The following is a 24,253-nucleotide window of genomic DNA, read 5'->3' on the forward strand; positions in this document are numbered from 1 at the left end:
GACCAGGAACTGGTCGACGTCCTCGCCGTGGGCCTGCACCCCCGCGTCCGCACCGGCGCGTCGGGCAACCACTACACCAGTACCGGCAAGCTGCCGATGGTCCCTGGAGTCGACGGGGTCGGCCGGCGGGCGGACGGTCGCCCGGTGTACTTCGTCGCCGACGACGAACTGGCCGGCCCGATGGCCACCCGGACCGTCATCGACAGCCGGCACGGCATCCCGCTGCCCGACGGCGCCGACGTCGTGAAGATCGCCGCAGCGATGAACCCCGCCATGTCGTCCTGGGTGGCGCTGCGCCGCCGCGTCCCGATCGAGGCCGGGCAGTCGGTGCTGATCCTCGGCGCCACCGGCAACGCCGGGCAGATGGCCGTCCAGGTCGCCAAGCGGCTCGGCGCCGGTCGGGTCGTCGGAGCCGGACGTGACCAGGCCCGGCTGGCGACGCTGGCCGGGCTCGGCGCGGACGCGACCGTCGCGCTCACCGACGACACCGACGCCACGGCTACGGAGCTGGCCAAGGAGGCCGCCGAAGTCGACCTGGTCATCGACTACTTGTGGGGCAAGCCGGCCGGCGACGCGATCATGGCGCTGCTGCGGGCCCGCGCCGACCGGAGCCGCGCCCTGGACTGGATCCAGATCGGCGCCATGGCGGGCCCGACCATCGAACTCCCGTCGGTGGCACTGCGTTCGGCGAACTTCCGGCTCCAGGGCAACGGCCAGGGCGCGGTGTCGACCAGGACGTACCTGGAGGAACTCCCGTCCCTCGTCGAGGAGATCGAGAGCGGCGGCATCGCGGTCACCGCCAAGGCGGTACCCCTCGCCGACGTCGAGAGTGCCTGGAACGCGTCCGAGGTCCCGGGCGTACGCACCGTCCTGATGCCCTGAACTCGCCCCGACCGTCATGCAGTTCGTACCGGAATCACCCAAGGAGCCTGGAGCCATGTCCCCCACCACAGACACCGGCGTCATCATCTGCGGCACCGGCGCGGCCGGTCTGACCCTCGCCCTCGACCTCGCCCGCAGGAACATCGCCTTCCTGCTGATCGACAAGGCGCCGCACCCGTTCGCCGGCTCCCGCGGCAAGGGGATCCAGCCCCGCAGCCAGGAGGTCTTCGAGGACCTCGGCGTGATCGACCGGATCGTCGCCTCCGGCGGTGAATATCCTGTCCAGCGCGTCTACACCGCCGACGGGCCCCTCGACCAGGCCGGCGTGGAGATGTCGGAGCCGACGCCCGAGGAGCCGTACCAAATACCCTTGCTCGTCCCGCAGTTCCTCACCGAGCGCCGGCTGCGCGAACGCCTCGCCGAGCTGGGCCATGCTCCGCACTACGGCCACGAACTCGTCGGCTTCGACCAGGACGGCGACGGTGTGACCGCGCGCATCGCCACCCCGGACGGCGAACAGGCAGTGCGGGCACGGTACTTGATCGGCGCCGACGGCGGATCGAGCTTCGTCCGCAAGGCGCTCGGCATCGGCTTCCCCGGCAAGACCCTCGGCGTACGGGCGATCGTGGCCGACGTGTACGTCGACGGCGTCTCGTCGGACGCCTGGCACCGGTGGGGCGAGGACACCGCAGGGCAGGTCTCGATGTGCCCGCTCTACGGCACCGACATGTTCCAGCTCCAGGCGCCCGTCCCCTTCGACGTCGACCTGGACCTCTCGGCCGAGGGGCTCACCGCCTTCTTCCGAGAGCGCACCGGCCGCGACGACGTCCTGATCCGCTCCGTGTCCTGGGCGTCCGCGTTCCAGATGAACGCTCGGCTGGCCGACTCGTACCGGCAGGGGCGCGTGTTCCTGACCGGTGACGCCGCGCACTGCCACCCGCCGACCGGCGGACAGGGCCTCAACACCAGTGTCCAGGACGCCTACAACCTCGGCTGGAAGCTCGCCGCCGTGCTCGACGGCGCCCCGGATTCCCTGCTGGAGACGTACGAGCAGGAACGCCGGCCCATCGCCCAAGCCGTCCTCGGCCTCTCCGAGAAGCTGCTCGAAGCGGCCAAGAACCGTGACATCCACCGGGGCCGCGAAGTCAGCCAACTCGACCTCGGCTACCTCGACTCACCCCTGTCGCTGCACACCCCCGAGCGCGACAAGGGCGTACTGGCCGGCGACCGCGCGCCCGACTCACCCGTCACCGGCGCGGGCGGCCTCCCCACCCGCCTGTTCAGCCTCTTCCAAGGCCCCCACTGGACCCTGCTCGGCCACGACGTCGACGGCGCCTCGGTCCCGGCAGCGCGCGCCGGCCTGCACATCCACACCATCGGCGCCAGGGGCGACATCGTCGACAGCGGCGACCGTGTCCAGAACGCCTACGGACTGTCCGCCGAGCAGTGGGTGCTCGTCCGCCCGGACGGATACGTGGCCGCCGTGGTCGATACCGCTGAACTCCCCGCCGTAGAAGCCTATTTGGACACCGTCGGCGTCCGCCCCGTCGTGGCGACGCGACCCACCACCACGGAAGCGAGCGCCGACATGCCCACAGAGACCTCGTCCGAGACCACCGGTGCTCCCCGTACCCGACGGGAGCACCGACAGGCCCGAAGCGCCGCCGAGCAGCGGCTGGCCACCGCCCAGCGCGAACTCCATCAACTCTCGCGCCAGGTACAGCGCGACCTGCGCAGCGTCCGACGGCACGGCGAGACCACCGCGATCGTCGCCCGTTCGAACTTCGCCGCACTCGCGGTCAAGAGCATCAACCGGCTGACCGCCAACTTCCGCACCGACCGAACCGATCAGTAGATCTTCGCTCCTCGCCCCCGACGGCCGGTCTCGCCCAGGACGTCGGCCGTCACGTGGCGTCTAGGGCGTTCGTGATGGCCTTCACCCCGCCGTGCGCCGCGTACCCGCCGTCGACGGTGATCTCCGCGCCGTTGACGTACGACGCCTCGTCGGACAGCAGATAGACGACCAGCGGCGCCACCTCATCGACCGTGCCCGCCCTACCTTGCGGGGTCAGGGACAGGTGGGCCTGGACGAACACCGGGTTCGCGGAGGCCATCAACGGGGTCTCGATGTAGCCGGGGTGGATCACGTTCGTACGGATGCCGCGCGGGGCCAGCTCCAGCGCGGCCACCTTCGACAGGCCGCGCAGCGCCCACTTGCTCGCGGTGTACGCGACCGCGTGGTGCGCGGTGAGCCCCGCGACCGAGCCGACGTTCACGATGGACGAACCGGCCGGCATCAGCGGGGTGAGGGCCTGGATGCCGAGCAGCGCCCCCGTGGTGTTGACCGCGAACGCCCGGTTCCAGTCGGCGAGTTCGACCGAACCGAGGCGGGCGCGCACGGCGATGCCCGCGTTGTTGACGAGACCGTGCACCTGGGCCAGGGCCGCCGCGAGGTCTGCCCAGTCGTCCGGTGACGACACGTCCAGGTGCCGGTAGCGCACGTCGAGGCCGTCGCCCCGGAGTGACGCGGCGAGTTTCTCGCCCGCCTCGTCCAGGACGTCGGTCGCGATCACCGTCGCCCCCTCCTGGGCGGCGGCCGCGACCTCGGCGGCTCCCTGGCCCTGCGCGGCCCCGGTGACGACGACGGTACGACCGGCCAGACGCGTGCGGCTCACGGTTCCTCCAGGGGGTGCGGGCTGTCTCCCGTCCACGCTAGGAAGCCGGAGTCAGCTCCGGAAACGCACGATCGGCATGGGTGGCATCCGCGCCGGCGATCTCCCGCACCACCGGATCGTCCAGCGCCCCGGCCACCTTGCGGACCGTCTCCCGCAGCCAGCGGTGCGCCGGGTCCGCGTGCCGGTTGTGGTGCCAGTACATGGCCTCCACCAGCGGTACGTCCGGGAAGGGCGTCGGTACGACGGCACAGCGCGCGAAGCCCTCGTAGCGCCGGGCGAGCCGCTCGGGGACCACGGCGACGAGGTCGGTGCCGCCCACCAGGAACGGCAGCACGTTGAAGCCGGGCGTGCTGACCTGCACCCGGGGCGTGATGCCCAGGGTCTCCAACTGCCGGTCGGCGGGCGTGAGTTTGCCGATGACGCACGCCGCGTGCGGCATCTCCGCGAGGTCGCGCAGCGAGAGCCGCCCGTCCACCAGCCGAGGGTTGTCCGGGTCGACGATGCACACGAACCGGTCGTGCATCACGGTCTCGCTGACGCCCGGCAGCTGATAGCCGAGCGGCACGATCATCAGGTCGTGGCAGCGCAGATGGGTCTCCGTCTCCAACTGCCCGATGACGATCGGATGGAAGTCGATCCGGATGCCCGGGGCCTCCTGCGCGAGGGCTCGCAGCAGCGGTTCCATGAACACCGTCATGACATAGTCGGACATCACGACCGAGAACCGCTGCCGACTGCGCGACGGGTCGAAGTGCCTGGTCAGCGAGAGCGCCTCCTCCGCCTTGTGCAGGGAGGACCGGACGACCGGAAGCAGCCGCTCCGCGAGCGGGGTCAGCTCGTACTCGCGGCCCACCCGCACCAGCAGCTCGTCGTTGAAGTGCCGCCGCAACCGGGCCAGGGAGCCGCTCATCGCGGACTGGCTGGTGGACAGCCGCACCCCCGCGTGGGTGACGTTCTTCTCCTCCAGGAGGGCTTCCAGAGCCACCAGAAGATTCAGGTCGATTGCTCCCAGACCCATGCGTGTGTCCTTCCGGCCGCGTCGTTGAAGCTCGGTGAAACCGGAGCGTAACGAGCGGGTACCCGCCGAGGAAGGGGCCGGGGAGAAGTCACAGGGATCCGATAGCTGCCATCGGATCCCCGGATGTGTGCAGGTCGGAGGGTTTTCCGACGCTTCTACGGCCGGGGGGTGCGGCCGCGCTTGCGGGCGCGCGGCAGGTATACGTCCGTACGGCCGGGCACGACACGGTTGGAGAGGGTGCCGAGGCGCTCCACCGCAAGGGTCACCTCGTCGCCCGGCTGGAGCGGCGGCGGGGTGCGTTCGCCGACCCGGCCCCAGAACTCGGCCAGCGCGCCCCAGCCGCAGGTGCCCGAGCCGAGGATGTCCCCGGGGCGCACCCAGGCGTCCCGGGAGGCGTAGGCGATCATCTCCTCGAAGGTCCAGGAGACGTTGGCGAGGGTGTCGCGGCCGATCAGCTCGCCGTTGAGCGTGACCGTCATCTCCAGGTCCAGGAAGCCGTCCGGGTCGCGCCGGTCCTCGACCTCGTCGGCGGTGACCAGGCAGGGGCCGAGCGTGTTCGCGAAGTCCTTGCCCTTGGAGAAACCGAGCCCGAGGTTCTTCTCCGGTTTCTGCAGATCGCGCGCCGACCAGTCGTTGAAGACCAGATAGCCGACGATGTGCTCGCGCGCCCGCTCCGGCGTGAGATCACGCCCGGCGCGTCCGATGACCACCCCGACCTCCAACTCGAAGTCGAGCACCGAACAGCCCGCCGGTACCGGCACGTCGTCGTGGGCGCCGTACGCGGCATGGGGGTTGGTGAAGTAGAAGTTGGGCGCCCGGTACCACTCCTCGGGCACGTGCTCCAGCCCGTCCAGGGACTTCGAGACCCCCTCGATGTGCGCCTCGAAACCGACGAAGTCCCGGATGGACGGCGGCTTGAGGGGAGGCAGCAGCCGCACCTGATCCACCGTCAAGTCGCTTGATGTACGCAGTGCTTCGGTGCCCGCCGCGTGCAGCACGTCCTGCTCCAGCAGGGTCAGTACGGTGATCCCCTCGGGCAGGGGATGAACGGTCCCGTCGCGCAGGACCCCGGCGCGTTCCACGCCCTCGTACTCGTATGTCGTGAAACGCATCGCTCACTGCTCCCAGTGGTTGGTGTTGGTGACGGTGCCCGTGCTGAGGTAGCCGGCGAAGAGGCCCTTGGGGTCGTATGCGGCCCGGATCTCCCGCAGCCGGCACCACTGTTCCTCGCCCATGAACCTCAGCTGCCGCACGGTGAAGTCGGAGTCGCCGAGGTACTGGCCGGCGGACACCGGCTCCATGTCCGCCATCGCCCCGTCCAGCCAGGCACGCAACTCCGCGTCCCGTGCCGGGTCGTCGTGGATGACGTACGTGGCGCAGTAGATCTCCGACTGCAACGAGAAGGCCATGTCGGGGAGTTGGCGCAGCGGGGCCATGGAGAACCAGATGGTGAAGGTCTGCCGGGTGGGCTGCTCGGTGAACGCCTTGCGGATCGCCGGGACGACCTCGTCGGCGGGGCCGGTCAGCCAGGCGTTGTCGACCAGGTAACGGTGGCCCTCGGGGTTGGCGATGCGCTGACCGGCCAACTGCTCGGCCAGCGTGGTCTGTTGGGCCTCCACGCGGAACAGCGCCCGATCCGCGTAGGGGTTGGCGTGCAGCGGCGCCAGCGCCTCGGCGGCTTCGTCCGCGGTGTCGGTCATCGACACGCCCGTGACGAGCAGCACCGGTTCGTCCAGGTCGGGCGGTGTCTGGGTGAGCGCGACGATCTCGACCAGGTCCGAGACCGTGTGGTGCATGCCGTGCAACCAGGTCATGACCTCGTCGAACAGGTCGAGCGGATACGCGTGCACGGTGTGGCCCAGATACGTCGGCAGTGGGCGCGTACGCAGATGGAATCGGGTGACGATGCCGAAGAAGCCCGGGCCCGCACCACGCGCCGCCCAGAACAGGTCGCTGTGATGTCTGTCGTCGGCGTGCACCAACTCACCCTCGGCGGTGACTACATCGATCGCCACGATGTTCTCCGCCGCCCAGCCCCAGCCGCGCGCGTTCCAGCCCTGCCCGCCTTGGAGCAGGAAGCCGCCGATGCCGACGGAGGGGCAGTGGCCACCGTTGAAGAAGCGCCCGAACTCGCCGAGGTACGGGTTGAGTTCATCGCCGCCTTTGACGCTGGGCGTTGCCGTCACGATCCCGGTCCCCGGGTCGTAGACCATCTCGCGGAAGCCCCCGAGGTCGATCAGCAGCGCGTCCTGGCGAACCGACCAGGCGGCCCAACTGTGCCCGCCGGAACGGACGGTGACCTGCCAACCGCGTTCGAGGGCGAGCCGTACACCCTCCACCACGTCCTGCTCGGACTCGGCCATCAGGACGGCGGCCGGTGATCGGCCGTACGGGAGGCGGGCGTTGAAGACCCGCCCGAAGCACGCCGTCTCGAAGTCCTCGTCGTCGGGGAGGTGGAGGGTGCCGGAGAATCGGTCGAGGTTCACTCGGGGACTCACTTGATCGCGATCGGGTTGACGGGGGCGCCCACCGCACCGGTCACCGGCAGCGGCGCGGCGACCAGCAGGAACTCGTAGACGCCGTCGGCCGCGCAGTCCTCGGCCAGTGCCTCCAGGTCCCACATCTCGCCCAGCGGGAGGCCCATGTTGGGGATCGCTATCTGGTGCAGCGGGGACATCGCGGGCTGGGGGAACTCGTAGGGCCGTACCTCAAGTCCCCACGTGTCGCAGGCTATTGCCGCGATCTCCGTACGATGCAGCCAGCCGAGGGTGGTGAAGGAGAGGCCGGGCGCGTCACCGGCGGCGTAACCGCCCCACGCGCCGAGCCGCCGTACGCGGCCGAGTTGGCCCGTGCGGATCAGGACGAGGTCGCCGCGCCGTACGGAACTGGTCGCGCCCTGTGCCTCGACCGTGGCCCGGAGGTGCTCCTCCAGGATGGGGAATCCGTCCGGGAGTTCACCGTGCTCGTCGCCGACGGCGCGGCCCACGTCGAGGAGGACTCCGCGGCTGGTGAAGGCCTCCTTCATGTGCTCGATGCCGGTGACCGAGTCGCCGTCGCCGTTGACGATGGTGCACGGACGGCCGTTCCACGCCTGCTTGTTGTCGTAGATGTGGCCCAGGCCGTCCCACTGCGTGGAGGCCTGCAAGGGCATCAGGACGTGGTCGTCGGCGCCGCCGAAGCCGTGCGGGAAGCCCTGGGTGCCGGCCGCCGCGTCGGAGCCGGTGTCCCGCATGTAGTGGACCGGGTTGATACGGCCGCGGAAACCGCGCTGCGGGCCCGACTCGTTGAACTCCTGGGCGAGCGAGAAGGACCGCCCGCGCCGCACCAGGCCCACCGCGTGGGCGCGGATCGCGTCGTCGATGAAGTTCAGCGTGCCGAGCACGTCGTCCTCACCCCAGCGGCCCCAATTGCGGTAGGCGGAACGGGCCTTGGCGAGTTCTTCCTCGATCGGACCGAGGGCACCGGCGGTCATCGCGTACGTCCTTTCAGCAGCAGGTCGAGGGCGTTGCCCCCGGCGACGGCGGCCCGGTCGGCCGGGGTGAGCCCGGCCGCGTCCAGGCGGTCCACCGGATCGTCGACGCCCATGTCGAAGGGGTGGTCGGTACCGAGGACGACCCGGTCCGCGCCCACCGCCTCGACGAGGTGACGCAGCGCGCCCGGGGTGTAGACCAGCGCGTCGAACCACATCCGGCGCAGATATGCGCTCGGCGGCTCCACGCAGCCGCGCGCGTCCGCCCGTACCCGCCAGGCGTGGTCGGAGCGGCCGATGTAGGTGGGCAGATAGCCGCCGCCGTGCGCCGCCACCAGTTTCAGGCGCGGGAAGCGGTCGAGGACGCCAGTGAAGATGAGATGCGAGAGCGCGACCGTTGTCTCGACCGGCTGACCGACCGTGTTTCCCAGGTAGTTGGTGGCCAGACGCTCGCCGAGGGAGCAGCCCCAGGGGTGCACGAAGATGACCACCCCCAGCTCCTCGGCCCGTTGCCACACCACGTCGTGCGCGGGGTCGGCCAGTTCGCGGCCGTCGACCGTCGTGGAGACGCTGATGCCGTACAGGCCATGGTCGTTGACGGCTTGGTCCAGCAACGCGACCGCGAGGTCCGGGTGTTGGAGCGGGACCGTGCCCAGGCCGTACAGCCGGTCGGGCGCGACGGCGCAGTGCGCGGCCACGGCCGCGTTGACGGCACGGGCGAGGTGGATCGCGAGGTCCGGGTCGGCCCAGTAGTGGTGCATCGGCATCGGGCCGACCACCTGGATGTCGACGCCCATCGCGTCGAGGTCCGCGAGGCGCGTGCTGACGTCCGTCAACTTGGGTGCCAGGCGCTGGAGTTGGGCGCGGTTGACGGTCAGGGACACGGGGGAGTGGGCGTGCTGCTCGGCCGCGAGTTCGGCGGCGAGACCCGGGGTGCCCGTGACCAGGGCGTCGGCGGCGGGGACGGCGAGGTGGCCGTGGAAGTCGACCACGGGCGAGCCGGTCACGCCGCCGCCGTCAGGGTGTCCAGGGTCTCCGACATGATCCGGGCCGGGTCGGCGCCGGGGGTGCCCGGGTGGATCTCCCAGTCGGCGAGCTGGAGGGAGTTCTCCAGGACCATCCGCACCCGGGGCAACCGCCGTGCCATGAACTGGTCCAGGGCCTTCTCCGTCGGCTCGTCTCCCGTCACCAACTCGGCGAGCAGCACGGCGTCTTCCATGCACATCGCGGCGCCCTGGGCGATCAGCGGCGGACAGGCGTGCGCGGCGTCGCCGATGACCATCGCGCGGCCTCGATGCCAGGGCTCGTCGACGAGGATCGCCTCGATCCAGCGGTAGTCGACCGCCGTGTCGTCCGGCAGCGAGGCGAGGATCCTGCCCCAGGTGCCGCCGTACCCGGCACCGCGTTCACGCAGCAGGGCGAGGGGCGCGCGGGGGCCGACCAGGGTGGTGTCGAGGTTCTCGTCGAGGAGGTAGGCGTAGCACTGGTACGGGGAGATCGGGCTGTAGCCGGCCTTGAAGCGGGGGCCGCCGTAGTACACCTCGGCGCAGTCCATCTCGGCCGGGCGTTCCGCGACGACCCGGAAGATCGACATGCCGACGGGGCGCGGCTTGGCATCGATGCCGATCAGGGCGCGCATCGCCGAGTTGATGCCGTCGGCGCCCACGACGAGGTCGTAGCGGCCGGCCGAACCGTCCGTGAAGACCACGTCCACATGGTCGGGTGACTGGTCGAGCCGGTCGACGCTCAGCCCGAGGCGGACCCGCACCCCGTGCGCGCGCACCGCGTCGCACAGCGCGTCCTGCAGATCCGAGCGCAACGCCCCCGCTGTGGACGGCAGTTCGGGCCCCCCGGTGTGCGGGGTGTCCAACTCGGTGAGCAGCCCGCCGTCGGCGCGGCGTAGCCGCATGATGTCGAACGGCACCGCCCGGGCCAGCACCCGGTCCAGGACACCCACGGAACGCAACGCCTTGAGCGCGTTGCCCTGAAGGGTGATGCCGTGGCCCACACCGAACCACTGCGGAGAGATCTCGGCGAGCTCCACCTCGGCGCCGCGTTGAGCGAGCGCGAGACACAGCACGCTTCCGGTGATGCCGCCGCCGACGACGAGCACCTTTTGTACGGGCATGGGCGATCCTTGCGAACGTAGACAGAAGAGTGGGGGTCATCCCGAGAAGCGGGCGCCGAGTTCGTGGAAGTGCTCGACGGCCGGCGGCGCGGCGAAGAACGGCCCGACCAGGGCCCGCCAGCGCCCGAAGGCCTCGGACTCCCGGAAACCGACCGTGTGCGCCTCGACCGACTCCCAGCCGACCAGCAGAAGGAAGGTCGTCGGGCGCTCCGCACCGCGCAGCAGCTCGGCCCAGCGGAAGCCGTCGGCCTCGGTCAGCACCTCGCGGGCCTTGCCGAAGACCTCCTCGAACTCCTGCTCACGACCGGCCTCGACGGTCAGCTCGGCATGCTCGACAACCACGGTGCGCTCCTCGGGTGGTGGGGTGCTCCGAGCCTGCGTGGCGCCCGACGCGGGGGTCAACGGATCGAGGCATCGGCAAGGGGGACGTCATGCATCCCGCACGGCGATGGACCAGCGGTTCAGCCGTCCGGCGGGCCGCTGGACGGGGCGGCGGTTCGGTGTCCGGCGGGCGGCCGATGGAGCAGTGGTCCCGAGTCCGGCGGGCCGGTGATGGCAGGCATCGCGGATCGCCATTTCCGCCGCGCCCCGAGGCTGCCTAGCGTCGACGGCGAGCCCCCACCCGTACGAGGAGAGCGCCGTGCCCGATCAACTGCCCACCCACGCCGGACCGTTCGCGCTCGGCACGTTCGCCTCGGGCGCTTCCGGTGAGGCGGACTTCCCCGGACTGGTCACCGGGGATCGCGTGCGTGACCTCTCCGATCTTGTGCCGTCGATCCGTGCGCTGGTCGAGGAGTGGGACAGCTGGCTGCCCCGGCTCGACGGCTTGGCCCGGTCCGCCGACGGCACCTGGTACGACCTGGCCGCGTTGCGTGTCCTGACCCCGATCGAGCCCGGTCAGATCCTGCAGAGCGGTGCCAATTACCGCAAGCATGTGGTCGATCTGGTCGCCGCCGAGAAGGAGAGCGTGCACGGCGCCACTCCCGAAGAGGCCCGCGCGGATGCCGAGTTGATGATGGACGAGCGTGCCCGCAACGGCGTGCCGTACGTCTTCCTCGGCTCCCCGCGCGCCATCTCCGGTCCCTACGACGACATCGTGCTGCCCGCGTTCGGCGACCAGCATGACTGGGAACTCGAACTCGCCCTGGTCATCGGCAAGTCGGGCAAGAACATCCCGGCTGAGCACGCGATGGAGTACGTCGCCGGATACACGATCTCGAACGACCTCACGACTCGGGATCGTCTCTACCGGCCCGATCTGAAGGCGATCGGTACCGACTGGTTCACCGCGAAGAACGCCGACACGTTCCTGCCGACCGGGCCCTTCCTGGTGCCGGCCGCGTTCGTCGGTGATCCCGGGGACTTGCGGATCACCCTGCGCCACAACGGAGTTGTCCGGCAGGACGAGTCGACGAAGGACATGATCTTCGACATCCCGCGGCTGATCGCGTACGTCTCCACGACCACGACCCTGCGTCCCGGCGATCTGCTACTGACCGGTTCCCCGGCCGGCAACGGTGCGCACTGGGGCGTCTTCCTGAAGCCCGGCGACGTCGTCGAGTCCGAGATCACCGGCCTGGGCCATCAGCGCAACACCGTCAGGAGCCACGCATGAGTTTCCAGCCGATCACCCATCTGCGCCATGTCGACCTGGCCGTACCGGACTTCGCCCGCCAGCGCGCCTTCTACGGCACGACGTGGGGCCTGACCGAGGTCGCGAACGACAGCGGTGTCGCCTTCTTCGCCGCCGAGGGCAGCCCCGAGCAGTACATCGTGCGCATCCGCGAGGACGAGCGGAAGCGGATGGACCTCGTTGCCTTTGGCGCTGAATCACCGGCCGCCGTCGACGAGTTGCACGGACAGCTGGGACGGGCCGGCGTCCAACTCCTCGGGGAACCAGGCGTGTTGGACACTCCTGGCGGTGGCTACGGCTTCCGGTTCTTCGACCCGGACGGGCGGGTCGTCGAGGTGTCGGCGGACGTCGCCACCCGCGCTCACCGCAGGATCGAGGAGCGTGAGGCGATTCCGGTCCGGCTCTCGCACTGTGTGGTCAACTCCCAGGACCCGGAGGGGCTTCGGGACTTCTACGTCCAGCACCTCGGGTTCCGGCTGACCGACACGCTGTACTCCACGCACATGGGTGACCTCATGTACTTCCTGCGGTGCAGCCCGCTGCACCACTCCTTCGCGATCGCCCGGGGACCTCATGTGTCCCTGCATCACGCCTCGTTCGAGATGCGCGGGGTCGAGGAGTACATGCGGGGCACCGGGCGGGCGCTGCGTGCCGGGACCCGGTTGACCTGGGGTCCCGGGCGGCATCTCGCCGGTGACAACACCTTCTCGTATTTCCATGACCCGCACGGCAACACCGTCGAGTACACGACCGAACTCGCCGTCCTCGAAGAGGACGTGTGGCATCCGGGCCGCCATGACGTCGACGATCCGGTCACCCAGGACCAGTGGGGTACCGCCGACCCGATGAGCGAGTCGGTCGCCAAGGAGCAGTTCAACGACCCCGACGTGATCTTCGAAGCCCCGCCGGTCTGAGCAGAACACCCAACCCGCATGAGAGAGGCCGCTGTTGTGGCAACGATCCTGAAGCACGCCGTGCCCAAGTCGGAGGTGACCGCCTCCCTCGACCGGGTACGCGAGACCGTGACCGGCGTCATCGCGGACATCCGCGCACGCGGCGACGAGGCGGTGCGCGCCTACTCGGAGAAGTTCGACAAGTGGAGCCCCGACTCCTTCCGACTGACGGACGAGGAGGTCGAGAAGATCATCGCGTCGGTGCCGCAACAGGTCATCGACGACATCCGTTTCGTCCAGGACCAGGTGCGCACCTTCGCCCGTCACCAGCTCGACTCCTTGGGGGAGTTCGAGGTGGAGACGCTGCCGGGTGTGCGGCTCGGGCAGAGGCACATTCCGGTGCAGGCGGCGGGCGCGTACATCCCTGGTGGGCGTTACCCGCTGACCGCGTCCGCGCACATGACCATTGTCACGGCCAAGGTCGCGGGCGTGCCCCGGGTCGTGGCCTGTACGCCGCCCATCCACGGGGAGATCCCGGCCGCCACCGTCGCCGCCGCGCATCTGGCGGGCGCGGACGAGATCTGGCTGCTGGGCGGGGTGCAGGCGGTGGCCGCCATGTCCGTCGGCACCGACACCATGCGGCCCGTGAATCTCATTGCCGGGCCCGGCAACGCCTACGTCGCCGAGGCCAAGCGGCAGTTGTTCGGGGAGATCGGCATCGACCTGTTCGCCGGGCCGACCGAGATCCTCGTCCTCGCCGACGCGGACGCCGATCCCTTCACCTGCGCCGTGGACCTGCTCTCCCAGGCCGAGCACGGCCCGGACTCCCCGGCCGTCCTCATCACCACCTCCCGCGAGGTCGCCGAGAAGACCATCGCCGAGGTCGAACGCCTGCTGCCCGGCATGCCCACCCGCGACTTCGCCGGGCCCGCCTGGCGCGATCACGGTCAGGTGCATGTCGTCGACAGCCTGGACGAGCTGTACGCGCTGGCCGACGAGTTCGCCTTTGAGCACGTCGAGGTCCTGACCGCCGAACCCCGCCTCGCGCTGGAGCGGATGACCCAGTACGGCGCCCTGTTCCTGGGCGAGGGTACGTGTGTGTCGTTCGGCGACAAGGTCATCGGCACGAACCATGTGCTGCCCACACGTGGTGCCGCGCGCTATACCGGCGGGCTGTGGGTGGGGAAGTACCTCAAGACGGTCACCTACCAGGAGGTCACCGACCCCGGCTCCCAGGCGCTGCTCGGCCGGCTGTGCGGGCGGGCGGCCCGCGTCGAACTGTTCGAGGGCCACGCGCGCTCCGGCGACGTACGGGCGGCGAGGGCCGCGGGCGACGAACTGCCCTGGAACACCGCGTGACACTGGACGGTCGTACGGCACTGATCACCGGCGGCGGGGGACCGCTCGGGCGTGCCTTCGCGCTGGCTCTCGCGGACGCCGGGGTCCGGGTGATCCTGGTCGGCCGCAACGAGACGGCGCTCGCGGAGGCGGCGGCACGTGTGGTCAAGGACGGCGGACAAGCCCGTACGGCCTCCTGCGACGTCTCCGACCCTTCGGCCGTCGACGCGCTCGCCGCCGAACTGGCCGACGAGGACGTGTCGTTGCTGGTCAACAACGCCGGAGTCGCCGGTCCCGTAAGGCCGTTGGTCGACATCGAGCCGGACGAGTGGGACGAGGTGTTCGCCGCCAACGTCCGGGGCGTCTATCTGATGTGCCGGGCCTTCCTCCCGCCGATGCTCGCCGCCGGGCGCGGTGACATCGTCAACGTCGCCTCGGTCAGCGGCAAGCGCCCCCTCCTCAACCGCACCCCGTACACCGCCTCCAAGATGGCGCTGCTCGGCCTGACCCGGACGCTCGCCGGGGAGGTCGGCCCGCGGGGGATCGCGGTCAACTCCCTTTCCCCGGGCCCGGTTCGGGGCCCGCGGATGGACCGCAACTTCAAGCTCACCGCCGAACTGACCGGCTGCACCGTCGCCGAGGCCGAACGTGACTTCGCCTCCCGCGCCGCCCTCGGCCGGCTCGTCGAGGAACGCGAGGTCGCGCAGGCACTCGTGGCGATGCTGGCGATGCCCGGCCTGTGCGGGGCCGACATCGACCTGTCGGCCGGGATGATCGCCCCGTCGTAGCTGAATGGGGTGCGGAAAACGGCGAGGTGGACGGCTGACGAGCCGCCCGCCTCGCCGTCGTGCGTACCGGAACACGCCCGCTATGACGACTCTGTGTCACCGCCATGAAATGGTCGGCGTGATCCGAGGCATCGGACTCCCGTATGTGTGTGCCGCCCGCCTATTCCCTGGTTCTTGTGGCTGCTTCACTCCCTCGTGCGCACCCTTCGGTGCCTCCGCCGGGCCGTCCGCATCCCGCGTTCGACGGCCGGCCGGTCACACTGCGCGACGGCGCATCGATCCCTGGGAAGGCAAGCAATGACGCTGATCACCCGACGCTCGGTCCTGATCGCCGGTACCGCCACGGCCGGAGCCGTACTCGTGCCGGCGGGTTCCGCCACCGCCGCGCCGACGGCCACCAAGACCCCGAAGGCTTCGGGCACGCGGATCTCGGTCGGGTCCGGTGAGACGTACACGGTCTCCGCGACCACCCGCGTGAGCGAGCTGTCCATCGCCGCCGGCGGCACGATCGCCGCCCCGGACGGCTCCAGTCTCTCCCTGACCGTCGACGGAGTGGAGACCGGCCAACTCCTCACCGCCACCGGCGGAACGGCCACCCTGATCCAGGCGGGCACCTACCGGGGAGACGTCGTCCTGACCGTCGCCGCGGCCAACGAGGTGACGTACGAGACGCTCCCCTTCCCCTTCCGGCAGGCGGTTTACGTCGACGGCGACGGCGTGGTCAAGGACAAGTCCGTCCTCGCGGCCGTCCTCGGGGGCAAGCTGACGGATGCCTACGCGAAGAACGTGTCGATCACCTCGACCGGCGAGTGCTTCGACGGCGTCTACGTCCAGGACGCCACCTACAGGCTCGACCGGCCCTCCATCTCCCTTACGGGCAACGGCCGTTGCGACTTCGCGGGCTACGGCGCCGCGGTCGTCGGCGACGGTTCCTCGACCACGCTCGTCGTGGACGGCGCCCGGGTCGACAACAAGGGCGTCGTGCGCACCGCCGTCATCTCCAACGACGGCGCCAACGTCATCGTCAGGGACTCCGTCCTCCGCGCCCGCAACGGCGTCCTGCCCGCCGACTACCAAGCCACCGTGGAGACGCCGTACATGGAGTCCGTGCCGTGGATGCTCGGACTCGACGGCAACGTCCGCGCCACCAACCTCATCGGCAAGAACAGCAAGGCCACCTACCTCAACTCGACCGTGTTCTCCGAGACTTGGGGCGCCCTGTCGGTCGAGGGCGGCAGCGGGCTCAAACTGACCGCGATCAACAGCCACTTCGGCAACACGGGGGAGTACGGCTACGGCACCTACGCCATCGGTGACGCGACCGTGCGGGTGCTCGGCTCCCGGCTCGACGTCGGCAGTTACGCGACCATCATCGCGGGCCCGGCGGCGGTCGTGCACTACGGGGACAGCACCAGGTCCGCCGTCGCCGCACTCAACACCGAGCTGGAACTCGGGCTGTCCCAGGCCGAGTTGGCGTCGATCCCGGCGCGCAGCACCGTCGTGAACTCCGGGCACTTCGGCTACATGTTCTTCGGCGCCGGCCAACTCACCCTCGACGGCGGCACGGTGATCAACTCCGACCGGGCCACCTTCCTCAACAAGGGCCAGCAGACCGCGATCAGCGTCGACGGCTCGCAGGGCGCCCGGCTCAACCCGCGCGACGGGATCATCCTCCAGATGATCGAGCTGGACGACCCGGGCCCGGTCAACGTCAACGGCAAGATGATGAACATCGGCGTCTACACCGAGCCCACGGGCGACCCGGCGAAGGACGCGAGCTTCGACCCGACCGCCGTGCACGCCACCGACGGAGCCGCTACCTTCAACTCGATTGCTTTGAAGGGCGACTTCTACAACGGCATGCGTACGGGGAAGAACATGGTCCTCACCTTCGAGGCCGCGAGTGTCGAGGGCGTGATCTCGGCGTCGAAGGCCAAGCACCGTGTCTCCAGCATCGACGCGTCGACCTTCTACGAGCTGGGCATCGTCACCAACACCGCGCAGGCCGCCGTCAACAACGGCGCGATCGTGCAGCTCGACAGCGGCTCGACGTGGACCGTCACCGGCACCTCGTACCTGACCCGGCTCGCCCTCGCCGCCGACGCGACCGTCAGGGCGCCCCGCGGCAAGAAGGTCACGCTCACGGTCGACGGGACGGCCACGGCCATCACGGCGGGCCAGACCTACACGGGCGCCCTCACGCTGACCGTCGCGTGAGCCATGGCGGAGGCGCGCCGCTCAGGGCTCAGGACCCGCACTTCACGCGAGCCGCGCCTCCGCCTCCTTCGCGATCCGCTCGAACTGCGCCCCCATGGCGGCCTGGAGGGCCTGTGCCCCCGACAACGGCCGCACCATGACCGTCAGTTCGTCGATCAGGCCCTCCTCGTCGACGTGGATGAAGTCGCAGCCGGTCAGCTCGCGGTCGCCGACCCGCGCGGCGAACACCAGCGCGTGGTCGCTGCCGTCCGGGTCGCCGATCTCCCGTACGTACCGGAAGTCCTCGAAGACCCGCGCCACCCCGTGCAGGATCGCCGCGGTGATCGCCTTCCCGGGATACGGCTTGAACACGACCGGGCTGGTGAAGACCACGTCCTCGGCCAGCAGCGCCTCGACGGCGTCCATGTCCTGCGCCTCGACCGCCTCACGGAACGCACGCATGGGCTCACCTCATAGTCAATTAGTTGAGTAGGTGTGGATGAGACTAATCAACGGCTGTTAGCGTGTCCACATGTCCCTCAAGTACGCGGTCCTCGCGGCCCTCCTGGAAGGCGAGGCCTCGGGCTACGAGCTGGCCAAGGTGTTCGACGTGTCGCTGGCGAACTTCTGGCCCGCGACACCGCAGCAGCTCTACCGCGAACTGGAGCGCCTCGCACAGGACGGGCTGATCGAGGCACGGGTCGTACAGCAGGAACGCAGGCCCAACAAAAGGATGTTCACGCTCACCGAGGCGGGCCGGCGCGACCTCGACACCTTCGCCGCCGAGCCGCCCCGGCGGCCCACCGCCATCCGCGACGAACTCCTCATCAAGATCCAGGCCATGGACGGCACCGACCCCGCCGTGACCCGCGAGCTGATCGAGGAGCGCAGGTCGTGGGCGCGCGGCAAGCTCGACCGCTACGAGCGCGTACGGGACCGACTCCTCGGCGGCCTGACCGAGGAGGAGTACCTCCGCGACGCCGACCGCATCGGGCCGTATCTCACGCTCATGGCCGGGATCACCTTCGAGGAGGAGAACCTGCGCTGGTGCGAGCGCGTTCTCGCGATCCTGAAGCAGCGCGTTGCCCTAGGCTGACCCGGATGTTCAGCCCCGAAGGCCCCAGTCTGCGCGAACTCGCCGTCCAGGCCCTGTCGTCCGTCGAGCACGGCTACGACCTCCTCGCGCCCAAGTTCGACCACACCCCGTTCCGGACACCGGCCCCGCTGCTCGACGCGGCCGCCACGATGCTGCGCCGCGTCGGCCCCTTCGACGACGGCCTCGACCTGTGCTGCGGCACGGGCGCGGGCGCCGAGGTGCTCGCGAAGGTGTGCCAACAGAGCGTCACCGGCGTGGACTTCAGCGCGGGCATGCTCGAAGTCGCCCGGGAACGCGTGACGAGCAGCGAACGCCGCGTCTCGTGGGTGCGCGCCGACGCCAGGGCCCTGCCGTTCACTGCGGCCTTCGACCTGGTGGTGAGCTTCGGGGCGTTCGGCCACTTCCTGCCCCGCGAACTGCCGGGGCTGTTCACCCAGGTCCACTCGGTGCTGCGGCCCGGCGGATGCTTCGCCTTCCCCGTCCTCGCACCGCCGCGCCCCACATCCCCCGCGTATTGGATGCTGTCCGGCTTCGACGCGGTGATGAAGGTACGCAACGCGGTTTGGCGCCCGCCGTTCGTCATGTACTACCGGGACTTCCAACTTGGTTTCGTGCGACCGGAGTTGGAGCGGGTCGGCTTCGACGTCGACCTCTACCCCCTGTCCGAGTTCGGGCAGCGCGGCGACGGCAGCCCCCGCGTCCGCATGGTGGCGGCGCGACGGCTGCCCTAGCCGCAGGAGGTCTCAACCTGTCGCTGTCGCCGCCGACTTGATGACTTTCGTGACCAGGTCGGGGTGGGAGATCATCACGACGTGCGAGGAGTCCACCACGGTCGTGTGCGAACCGGCCCGTTTGGCCTCGAAGCGCTCCAGGTCGGGAGCGATCGCCCGGTCCTGCGCCGCAACGACCGCCCACGAGGGGATGTCGCGCCAGGCCGCCGCCGTGGCGACGTCCGTGAACGCGGCCGCGCTGATGGGGCGTTGAGAGGCCCCCAGCAGCGCGGACGTGGACGCCGGGAGGTCGGCGGTGAACACCGCGTGGAACTTCGCCGTCTGGATGGCCAGATCGGTACCGCCCGCGCCGTCGGGCAGCGGCTGCAACGCGTCGCTCAGCTGCGAGCCGGGGAACCGCGCGCCGAGTTCGCCCAGTTGCTCGCCCTTGTCGGGTACGAAGGCCGCGACGTACACGAGCGCCTTCACACTCGCGTCGCCCGCGGCCGCCTGGGTGATCACCGCGCCGCCGTAGGAGTGTCCTACGACCACCTTCGGGCCGTCGATGCTCTTGAGGATCGCGGAAATGTAGGCGGCGTCCGTGGTCAGCCCGCGCAGCGGATTGGCGGGCGCCACGACCGTGTACCCCGCCTTCTGCAGCCGGGAGGCCACGGCCGACCAGCTGGACGCGTCGGCGAACGCCCCGTGCACCAGGACCGCGGTGGGCTTCGGCGTCGAGTGCGAACCTCCGGTGGCGGATGCCGCCGAGGCCGGGAGTGCGGTGGCCGCGAGGGTGCCGGCCGTGACAACTGCCCCCAGGAGCAGGGGTCTACGCGAAATCGTCATCGGTCAGCTCCGGTTGAGGTCGAGGAGATCGGCGTCGAACGCGTGCTCATCGGTGCTCGGTTGGCCGTGCGGGAGTTCAGACATAGCGGCGCACGAACGACAGGGCGGTGTCCGCGACCTCCTGCCAGCCGTGGTCGATGGTCAGCGCGTGGCCCCGGTCCTTGATCTCGGTGATCTCGGTGACGTTCTTGTTGTGCTGCTGCTTCTTGTAGGAGGCGTTGGCGATCGACCAGGGCACGGTGTGGTCCTTCTCGCCCGAGATGATCAGGAGCGGGCCGCGTTCGGGGTTCTCCGTGTCGACCTTCGCCTCGGTCCAGGGGTTGAGGTTCGCCGTGGCCGCCTGGAACAGCGGGGCACCCGGCGCGGGCACCGCGAACGTCTCGTACAGCTCCCGTGCCTCCTCCTCACCGACGGCGTTGGCGAAGCCGTAGCGGAACTGGTCGTAGGTCAGGGGGACCGCGCGATTGCGGTTGGCGGGGTTGCTGAGGACCGGTGCGGAGGAGCGCAGCGCGGAGATCGGCAGGGGCAACACGCCCCGGAACGGCGCCGGGTCGATCGCCACGGACGCGGCGGACAGTCCGCGCCCGGCGAGGATCTGCGTGAGCAGCCCGCCGAAGGAGTGACCGATGACCGCCGGCTTGCGGGTCAGTGTGCCGATCAACTCCGTGAGGTGGTCGGCGACTTGGCCGACCGTCTTGCCCGCCATGACCTCGGGGTGCGCGTTGGCTTCCTCGACCGTCTCCGGGTCGTCCGGCCAGGACAGCGAGACCGGCGCGTACCCGGCCTGCTCGAAGTGCGCCGCCCAGCGGTCCCAACTGCTCGGCAACAGCCACAGGCCGTGGACGAAGACGACCGGCGTGCGTTCGGTGGCGTTCGCCCGCTCGATCTGCTGTACGTCGATATGGGTCATGCCCGCAGTATGCGTCCGTGGAGTCCCGGAGTCCGGTGTACGGCCGCAGTTGGTGCGGGAGGACGCCATTGTCGCGGCATGGGCGATCTCCTACGCTGAACGGCGTGGGGGCAAAAGTGCTGTCCGGGAACGGAGTTGTGCATGCTCAGCAAGGGTGAAGCCGGCGAAGCGGTCCGTCAGGCCAAGGTGAAGACCGGAGTCACATGGGCCCAGTTGGCGGAGGCCGTGGGCCGGCCGCTCGCGTGGACCACCGCGGCCCTGCTGGGCCAGCACCCCATGTCCAAGGACGAGGCGGCGACGGCCGCCGCCCTCCTCGAACTCGGCGAGGACGCCGCCCTCGCCTTCCAACTCCAGCCGACCCGGGGCGCGTTGGACGCGGCCGTACCCGTGGACCCGACGATCTACCGGCTCTACGAGGTGATCCAGGTCTACGGCCCCACCATCAAGGAACTGATCCACGAGCAGTGCGGCGACGGCATCATGAGCGCCATCAACTTCCGCCTCGACGTCAGCCGCGTGCCCGACCCCGCCGGTGACCGGGTCGTCATCACCCTCGACGGGAAGTACCTGCAGTACCAGTGGGAGTGACCGTGCCCCGTCAGCGACTCCGGCCCGCGTTGAGCCGGGCGGCCTGACGGGTCAAGTGGTCGCGCTCGGCGAGATTGGGTGCCTTGAGTGCCGCCTCCGCGTACAGCCGGGCCGCCGTCTTCAGGTCGCCGTCGCGTTCGTGGAGGTAGGCCGCCACCGCGGTGTGGCGGGGCAGCGTGTCGTCCAGGGGTGCGAGCGCGGCCAGGCCCGCGCGCGGGCCGTCGGCCTCGCCCACGGCGACCGCGCGGTTGAGGCGGACCACCGGGCTGTCGGTCAGGCCGACGAGTTCGTCGTACCACTCGACGATCTGCACCCAGTCCGTCTCCTCGGCGGTGGGCGCGTCCGCGTGGAGCGCCGCGATCGCCGCCTGCGCCTGGAACTCGCCCAACCGGTCGCGGGCGAGGGCGACTTGGAGGATGGTGACGCCCTCGGCGATCGCCGACGTGTCCCAGCGCCCGCGGTCCTGCTCGGCGAGCGGCACCAGGCTCCCGTCCGGCGCCGTCCGGGCGGCGCGCCGGGCGTGGTGCAGCAGCATGAGCGCGAGCAGGCCCGCGACCTCGGGGTGGTCGATCGCGGCGGCGAGCTGCCGGGTGAGCCGGATCGCCTCGGCGGCGAGGTCGACGTCGCCGGAGTAGCCCTCGTTGAACACCAGGTAGAGGACGCGCAGCACGGTCGCGACATCGCCGGGCTGGTCGAAGCGCACATCGGAGACGGTGCGCTTGGCCCGGCTGATGCGCTGCGCCATCGTCGCCTCGGGCACCAGATAGGCCTGCGCGATCTGCCGGGTGGTGAGCCCGCCGACGGCGCGCAGGGTGAGCGCGACCGCCGACGACGGCGTCAACTTCGGGTGGGCGCACAGGAAGTAGAGCTGGAGCGTGTCGTCCGTCGCGGGCGCGGACCCGGGAGCCGGCTCCTCGTCCACGAGGTCCTCACGCCTGCGGCGAGCGGTGTCCGCCCGCGCAGCGTCGAGGAACCGCCGCCACGCCACCGTGACCAGCCAGCCCTTCGCGTCCCGCGGCGGATCCTCCGGCCACACCCGGACCGCCTCGACGAGCGCGTCCTGTACGGCGTCCTCGGCCGCCGCGAAGTCTGCTCCGCGGCGGACGAGGATGCCGAGCACGCTCGGCGTGAGGCTCCTCAGCAGGACCTCGTTCACTTGAAAGTGCACTCCGTGTCCGTGACGGTGGAGTGCGCGCCCAGGAACGGCCGCAGCTCCAGCCACTCGTGGATCGGCCTGCCACCGGCCCCGGGCGCGGCCGACAGCTCACCGGCCAGTTCCACGGCGCGCTCGTAGGTGTCGACGTCGATCACCATCCAGCCGGCGATGACGTCCTTGGTCTCGGCGAACGGCCCGTCGGTGATGGGCGGGCGCCCCTCACCGTCGTAGCGGACGAAGGTGCCCTCGGGGGAGAGCGCCTGGCTGTCGACGAACTCGCCGGTCTTCTCCAGCCGGGCCGCGAAGTCGTTCATGTACTGGACATGGGCCGTGATCTCCTCGGGGGCCCACTGGTCCATGGGGACGTCGTTCACGGCGGCGGGGGCGCCGCGGTAGTGCTTCAGCAGCAGGTACTTGGCCATGGTCGTTCTCCTCGGTGCTGGTGCGACCCATTGTGGTCGCGTTCACCTCGGGGACGGAGCCGGGCGCGGGATCTCGACATCGGCGGCGGATTTTCTCGCCGAGAGTTTCGCGAGTTCTTCGGGGAGGGCGGAAAGGGAGGCGTACCCACTCGCCTTCCCTTCTTAACGTATAGCGCACCGGGGGGCTTGCGGCAAGGCCACCGTCGTGCCGCAGAATGTCCGGCCTGAGGCCACGACCTGCGGAAACGGGAGTCTCGAATGCGTGTGTTGCTGACGACGTGGGGATCGCGCGGGGATGTCGAACCGCTCGCGGGACTCGCGTCGCGCCTGCTGGAACTCGGCGCGGAGGTGCGGGTGTGCGCGCCGCCGGACGAGGAGTTCGTGGAGTTGCTGGCCCGGGCCGGTGTGCCGTTGACGCCGCTCGGTCCGTCGGTGCGGTCCGTGGTGAACGGTGCGAAGCCGCCGTCGGCGGAGCGGGCGTTCCAGCTCGCGCCCGAGCTGGTCGCCGCCCGGTACGAGACGCTCACCGCTGCGGCCGAGGGCTGTGACGTGCTGCTGGCCACCGGCCTGATGCCGGCCGGCGCCCGCTCGGTCGCCGAGAAACTCGGGATCCGCTATGTGCTCGCCTGCTTCCACACGGCCGGACTGCCGTCGTCGAAGTACCCTCCGCTCTCGCGGCCCGGCCACGCGTCCTCGCCGGAGGAGACCGACATCAAGGCACTGTGGGAGCAGGACGCCCAGCGCGTGAACGCCCTGTACGGCGAGGCGGAGAACCGGCACCGCGCGGAGCTCGGCCTGCCACCGGTCGAGAACGTACGCGACTACGTCTTCACCGAGCGGCCGTGGCTGGCGGCGGACCCGGCGCTGTTCCCGTGGCAGGACCACACCGATCTCGACGTCGTCGTGACCGGACCGTGGATCCTGCCCGACGGACGCCCGCTCCCGGCCGACCTGGAGACGTTTTTGGCGGCGGGTGAGGAGCCGGTGTACGTCGGCTTCGGCAGCATGGCCCTGCGCACCTCGCCGGACCTCGCCCGGGTCGCCATCGACGCGGTCCGCGCACAGGGCCGCCGGGTCCTCCTTGCCGGCGGCTGGGCGGGCCTGGCCGCTGTCGACGACCGGGACGACTGCTTCGTCGTAGGAGAGGTCAACCAGCAGGCGCTGTTCCGGCGGGTCGCCGCCGTCGTGCACCACGGCGGCGCGGGCACCACGACGACCGCCGCGCTGGCCGGCGTACCGCAGCTGGTCGTGCCGCAGATCGCCGACCAGCCATACTGGGCCGCAGGAGTGGCCGAGCTGGGCATCGGCGCCGCACACGACGGGGCGACGCCGACCTACGACTCCCTGTCGGCCGCGCTCACCACCGTCCTGGCGCCCGGGCTCCGGGAGCGGGCGCGGGCCGTGGCCGGCACGATCCGCACCGACGGGACGACCGTGGCCGCGAAGCTGCTCCTGGACATGGTCAGCGGGGAAGGGCGGACCACGCACGCGTGAACCGGCCGAAC

At 70.4% G+C, this 24,253-nt stretch carries 24 protein-coding genes; 11 read left to right on the forward strand and 13 right to left on the reverse strand.

Translation table 11 applies throughout. From position 1 onward, the window contains the following. Together AC31A1_RS13345 and AC31A1_RS13350 are read left to right on the forward strand one after the other, a co-directional pair. Positions 1–882: zinc-binding dehydrogenase (locus tag AC31A1_RS13345; protein WP_489653493.1), on the forward strand; the 882-nt coding region annotated here is incomplete at its 5' end. A gap of 55 nt (positions 883–937) precedes the next feature. Then, positions 938–2,737 carry an FAD-dependent oxidoreductase gene (locus tag AC31A1_RS13350; RefSeq protein ID WP_489653494.1) on the forward strand — a complete coding sequence of 600 codons (1,800 nt, stop codon included), beginning with the start codon at positions 938–940 and terminating at the stop codon, positions 2,735–2,737. A 49-nt stretch (positions 2,738–2,786) separates the two neighbouring features. Here AC31A1_RS13350 and AC31A1_RS13355 read toward each other — a convergent pair whose 3' ends face one another. The 8 genes from AC31A1_RS13355 to AC31A1_RS13390 all read right to left on the reverse strand — a co-directional run bounded on the left by AC31A1_RS13355 (position 2,787) and on the right by AC31A1_RS13390 (position 10,514). Continuing rightward, the gene (locus AC31A1_RS13355) at positions 2,787–3,557 is read right to left on the reverse strand and encodes an SDR family NAD(P)-dependent oxidoreductase (RefSeq protein WP_489653495.1); all 771 of its coding nucleotides are present in this window, start codon (positions 3,555–3,557) and stop codon (positions 2,787–2,789) included. Between the two features lie 37 nt (positions 3,558–3,594). After that, positions 3,595–4,575, reverse strand: a complete 981-nt coding sequence (locus AC31A1_RS13360; RefSeq protein ID WP_489653496.1) for a LysR family transcriptional regulator — start codon at positions 4,573–4,575, stop codon at positions 3,595–3,597. Positions 4,576–4,730: 155 nt separating this feature from the next. Beyond that, positions 4,731–5,687 carry a fumarylacetoacetate hydrolase family protein gene (locus AC31A1_RS13365; protein WP_489653497.1) on the reverse strand — a complete coding sequence of 319 codons (957 nt, stop codon included), beginning with the start codon at positions 5,685–5,687 and terminating at the stop codon, positions 4,731–4,733. 3 nt (positions 5,688–5,690) lie between these two features. Continuing rightward, on the reverse strand, positions 5,691–7,061 hold the full coding sequence (locus tag AC31A1_RS13370; RefSeq protein WP_489653498.1) for an FAD-binding oxidoreductase: 1,371 nt from the start codon (positions 7,059–7,061) through the stop codon (positions 5,691–5,693). An 8-nt stretch (positions 7,062–7,069) separates the two neighbouring features. Beyond that, positions 7,070–8,047 carry a cyclase family protein gene (locus AC31A1_RS13375; RefSeq protein WP_489653499.1) on the reverse strand — a complete coding sequence of 326 codons (978 nt, stop codon included), beginning with the start codon at positions 8,045–8,047 and terminating at the stop codon, positions 7,070–7,072. Next, on the reverse strand, positions 8,044–9,051 hold the full coding sequence (locus AC31A1_RS13380) for an amidohydrolase family protein (RefSeq protein ID WP_489653500.1): 1,008 nt from the start codon (positions 9,049–9,051) through the stop codon (positions 8,044–8,046). The genes AC31A1_RS13375 and AC31A1_RS13380 overlap by 4 nt, the downstream gene beginning before the upstream one ends. Then, on the reverse strand, positions 9,048–10,172 hold the full coding sequence (locus tag AC31A1_RS13385; protein WP_489653501.1) for an FAD-dependent monooxygenase: 1,125 nt from the start codon (positions 10,170–10,172) through the stop codon (positions 9,048–9,050). Before AC31A1_RS13385 ends, AC31A1_RS13380 begins: the two co-directional genes overlap by 4 nt. Before the next feature lie 36 nt (positions 10,173–10,208). After that, positions 10,209–10,514: an antibiotic biosynthesis monooxygenase family protein gene (locus tag AC31A1_RS13390; RefSeq protein ID WP_489653502.1), complete on the reverse strand. Its 306-nt coding sequence runs from the start codon at positions 10,512–10,514 to the stop codon at positions 10,209–10,211. Positions 10,515–10,812: 298 nt separating this feature from the next. Here AC31A1_RS13390 and AC31A1_RS13395 point away from each other — a divergent pair, with 298 nt between their 5' ends. The 5 genes from AC31A1_RS13395 (at position 10,813) to AC31A1_RS13415 (ending at position 17,041) form a co-directional block, all read left to right on the forward strand. Next, positions 10,813–11,787 carry a fumarylacetoacetate hydrolase family protein gene (locus tag AC31A1_RS13395; protein WP_489653503.1) on the forward strand — a complete coding sequence of 325 codons (975 nt, stop codon included), beginning with the start codon at positions 10,813–10,815 and terminating at the stop codon, positions 11,785–11,787. After that, a complete protein-coding gene (locus AC31A1_RS13400) occupies positions 11,784–12,719 on the forward strand; it encodes a VOC family protein (protein WP_489653504.1) in 936 nt (311 codons plus the stop codon). The genes AC31A1_RS13395 and AC31A1_RS13400 overlap by 4 nt, the downstream gene beginning before the upstream one ends. Before the next feature lie 18 nt (positions 12,720–12,737). Continuing rightward, the gene (gene hisD, locus AC31A1_RS13405) at positions 12,738–14,057 is read left to right on the forward strand and encodes a histidinol dehydrogenase (RefSeq protein ID WP_489653505.1); all 1,320 of its coding nucleotides are present in this window, start codon (positions 12,738–12,740) and stop codon (positions 14,055–14,057) included. Then, entirely contained in the window at positions 14,054–14,824 is a 771-nt protein-coding gene (locus AC31A1_RS13410; RefSeq protein ID WP_489653506.1) for an SDR family NAD(P)-dependent oxidoreductase, read from the forward strand. The genes hisD and AC31A1_RS13410 overlap by 4 nt, the downstream gene beginning before the upstream one ends. A gap of 297 nt (positions 14,825–15,121) precedes the next feature. Beyond that, complete coding sequence (locus AC31A1_RS13415) at positions 15,122–17,041, forward strand: hypothetical protein (RefSeq protein WP_489653507.1); 1,920 nt, start codon at positions 15,122–15,124, stop codon at positions 17,039–17,041. 42 nt (positions 17,042–17,083) lie between these two features. Here the strand turns inward: AC31A1_RS13415 and AC31A1_RS13420 are convergent, their stop codons facing one another. Then, entirely contained in the window at positions 17,084–17,482 is a 399-nt protein-coding gene (locus AC31A1_RS13420; protein ID WP_489653508.1) for a nuclear transport factor 2 family protein, read from the reverse strand. 70 nt (positions 17,483–17,552) lie between these two features. Here AC31A1_RS13420 and AC31A1_RS13425 point away from each other — a divergent pair, with 70 nt between their 5' ends. Continuing rightward, the gene (locus AC31A1_RS13425) at positions 17,553–18,116 is read left to right on the forward strand and encodes a PadR family transcriptional regulator (protein ID WP_489653509.1); all 564 of its coding nucleotides are present in this window, start codon (positions 17,553–17,555) and stop codon (positions 18,114–18,116) included. Between the two features lie 5 nt (positions 18,117–18,121). Beyond that, positions 18,122–18,847 (forward strand): class I SAM-dependent methyltransferase, encoded by a 726-nt coding sequence (locus tag AC31A1_RS13430; RefSeq protein ID WP_489653510.1) that lies wholly within the window; start codon positions 18,122–18,124, stop codon positions 18,845–18,847. Between the two features lie 12 nt (positions 18,848–18,859). On the opposite strand, the gene AC31A1_RS13435 is transcribed toward AC31A1_RS13430, so the two are convergent. Together AC31A1_RS13435 and AC31A1_RS13440 are read right to left on the reverse strand one after the other, a co-directional pair. Further along, a complete protein-coding gene (locus tag AC31A1_RS13435; RefSeq protein WP_489653511.1) occupies positions 18,860–19,672 on the reverse strand; it encodes an alpha/beta fold hydrolase in 813 nt (270 codons plus the stop codon). Between the two features lie 76 nt (positions 19,673–19,748). Next, positions 19,749–20,582 carry an alpha/beta hydrolase gene (locus AC31A1_RS13440; RefSeq protein WP_489653512.1) on the reverse strand — a complete coding sequence of 278 codons (834 nt, stop codon included), beginning with the start codon at positions 20,580–20,582 and terminating at the stop codon, positions 19,749–19,751. Positions 20,583–20,723: 141 nt separating this feature from the next. Here AC31A1_RS13440 and cynS point away from each other — a divergent pair, with 141 nt between their 5' ends. Then, positions 20,724–21,170 (forward strand): cyanase, encoded by a 447-nt coding sequence (gene cynS / locus AC31A1_RS13445; protein ID WP_019057970.1) that lies wholly within the window; start codon positions 20,724–20,726, stop codon positions 21,168–21,170. 10 nt (positions 21,171–21,180) lie between these two features. On the opposite strand, the gene AC31A1_RS13450 is transcribed toward cynS, so the two are convergent. Beyond that, complete coding sequence (locus tag AC31A1_RS13450; RefSeq protein WP_489653513.1) at positions 21,181–22,326, reverse strand: RNA polymerase sigma factor; 1,146 nt, start codon at positions 22,324–22,326, stop codon at positions 21,181–21,183. Then, positions 22,323–22,748: a YciI family protein gene (locus tag AC31A1_RS13455; RefSeq protein WP_489653514.1), complete on the reverse strand. Its 426-nt coding sequence runs from the start codon at positions 22,746–22,748 to the stop codon at positions 22,323–22,325. The genes AC31A1_RS13450 and AC31A1_RS13455 overlap by 4 nt, the downstream gene beginning before the upstream one ends. A 258-nt stretch (positions 22,749–23,006) precedes the next feature. Between AC31A1_RS13455 and AC31A1_RS13460 the strand changes: the two genes are divergently transcribed. Next, on the forward strand, positions 23,007–24,242 hold the full coding sequence (locus tag AC31A1_RS13460) for a glycosyltransferase (RefSeq protein WP_489653515.1): 1,236 nt from the start codon (positions 23,007–23,009) through the stop codon (positions 24,240–24,242). The last annotated feature ends 11 nt before the right edge of the window (positions 24,243–24,253 follow it).

Source organism: Streptomyces sp. P5F9 (assembly GCF_057961495.1).

Coding starts and splice junctions, on each gene's coding strand:
- AC31A1_RS13435 (WP_489653511.1), bottom strand. CDS start 19,672: ATGACGATTTCGCGTAGACCCCTGCTCCTGGGGGCAGTTGTCACGGCC.
- AC31A1_RS13385 (WP_489653501.1), bottom strand. CDS start 10,172: ATGCCCGTACAAAAGGTGCTCGTCGTCGGCGGCGGCATCACCGGAAGC.
- AC31A1_RS13430 (WP_489653510.1), top strand. CDS start 18,122: ATGTTCAGCCCCGAAGGCCCCAGTCTGCGCGAACTCGCCGTCCAGGCC.
- AC31A1_RS13460 (WP_489653515.1), top strand. CDS start 23,007: ATGCGTGTGTTGCTGACGACGTGGGGATCGCGCGGGGATGTCGAACCG.
- AC31A1_RS13420 (WP_489653508.1), bottom strand. CDS start 17,482: ATGCGTGCGTTCCGTGAGGCGGTCGAGGCGCAGGACATGGACGCCGTC.
- AC31A1_RS13400 (WP_489653504.1), top strand. CDS start 11,784: ATGAGTTTCCAGCCGATCACCCATCTGCGCCATGTCGACCTGGCCGTA.
- AC31A1_RS13350 (WP_489653494.1), top strand. CDS start 938: ATGTCCCCCACCACAGACACCGGCGTCATCATCTGCGGCACCGGCGCG.
- AC31A1_RS13425 (WP_489653509.1), top strand. CDS start 17,553: ATGTCCCTCAAGTACGCGGTCCTCGCGGCCCTCCTGGAAGGCGAGGCC.
- AC31A1_RS13365 (WP_489653497.1), bottom strand. CDS start 5,687: ATGCGTTTCACGACATACGAGTACGAGGGCGTGGAACGCGCCGGGGTC.
- AC31A1_RS13360 (WP_489653496.1), bottom strand. CDS start 4,575: ATGGGTCTGGGAGCAATCGACCTGAATCTTCTGGTGGCTCTGGAAGCC.
- AC31A1_RS13440 (WP_489653512.1), bottom strand. CDS start 20,582: ATGACCCATATCGACGTACAGCAGATCGAGCGGGCGAACGCCACCGAA.
- cynS (WP_019057970.1), top strand. CDS start 20,724: ATGCTCAGCAAGGGTGAAGCCGGCGAAGCGGTCCGTCAGGCCAAGGTG.
- AC31A1_RS13415 (WP_489653507.1), top strand. CDS start 15,122: ATGACGCTGATCACCCGACGCTCGGTCCTGATCGCCGGTACCGCCACG.
- AC31A1_RS13455 (WP_489653514.1), bottom strand. CDS start 22,748: ATGGCCAAGTACCTGCTGCTGAAGCACTACCGCGGCGCCCCCGCCGCC.
- hisD (WP_489653505.1), top strand. CDS start 12,738: ATGAGAGAGGCCGCTGTTGTGGCAACGATCCTGAAGCACGCCGTGCCC.
- AC31A1_RS13375 (WP_489653499.1), bottom strand. CDS start 8,047: ATGACCGCCGGTGCCCTCGGTCCGATCGAGGAAGAACTCGCCAAGGCC.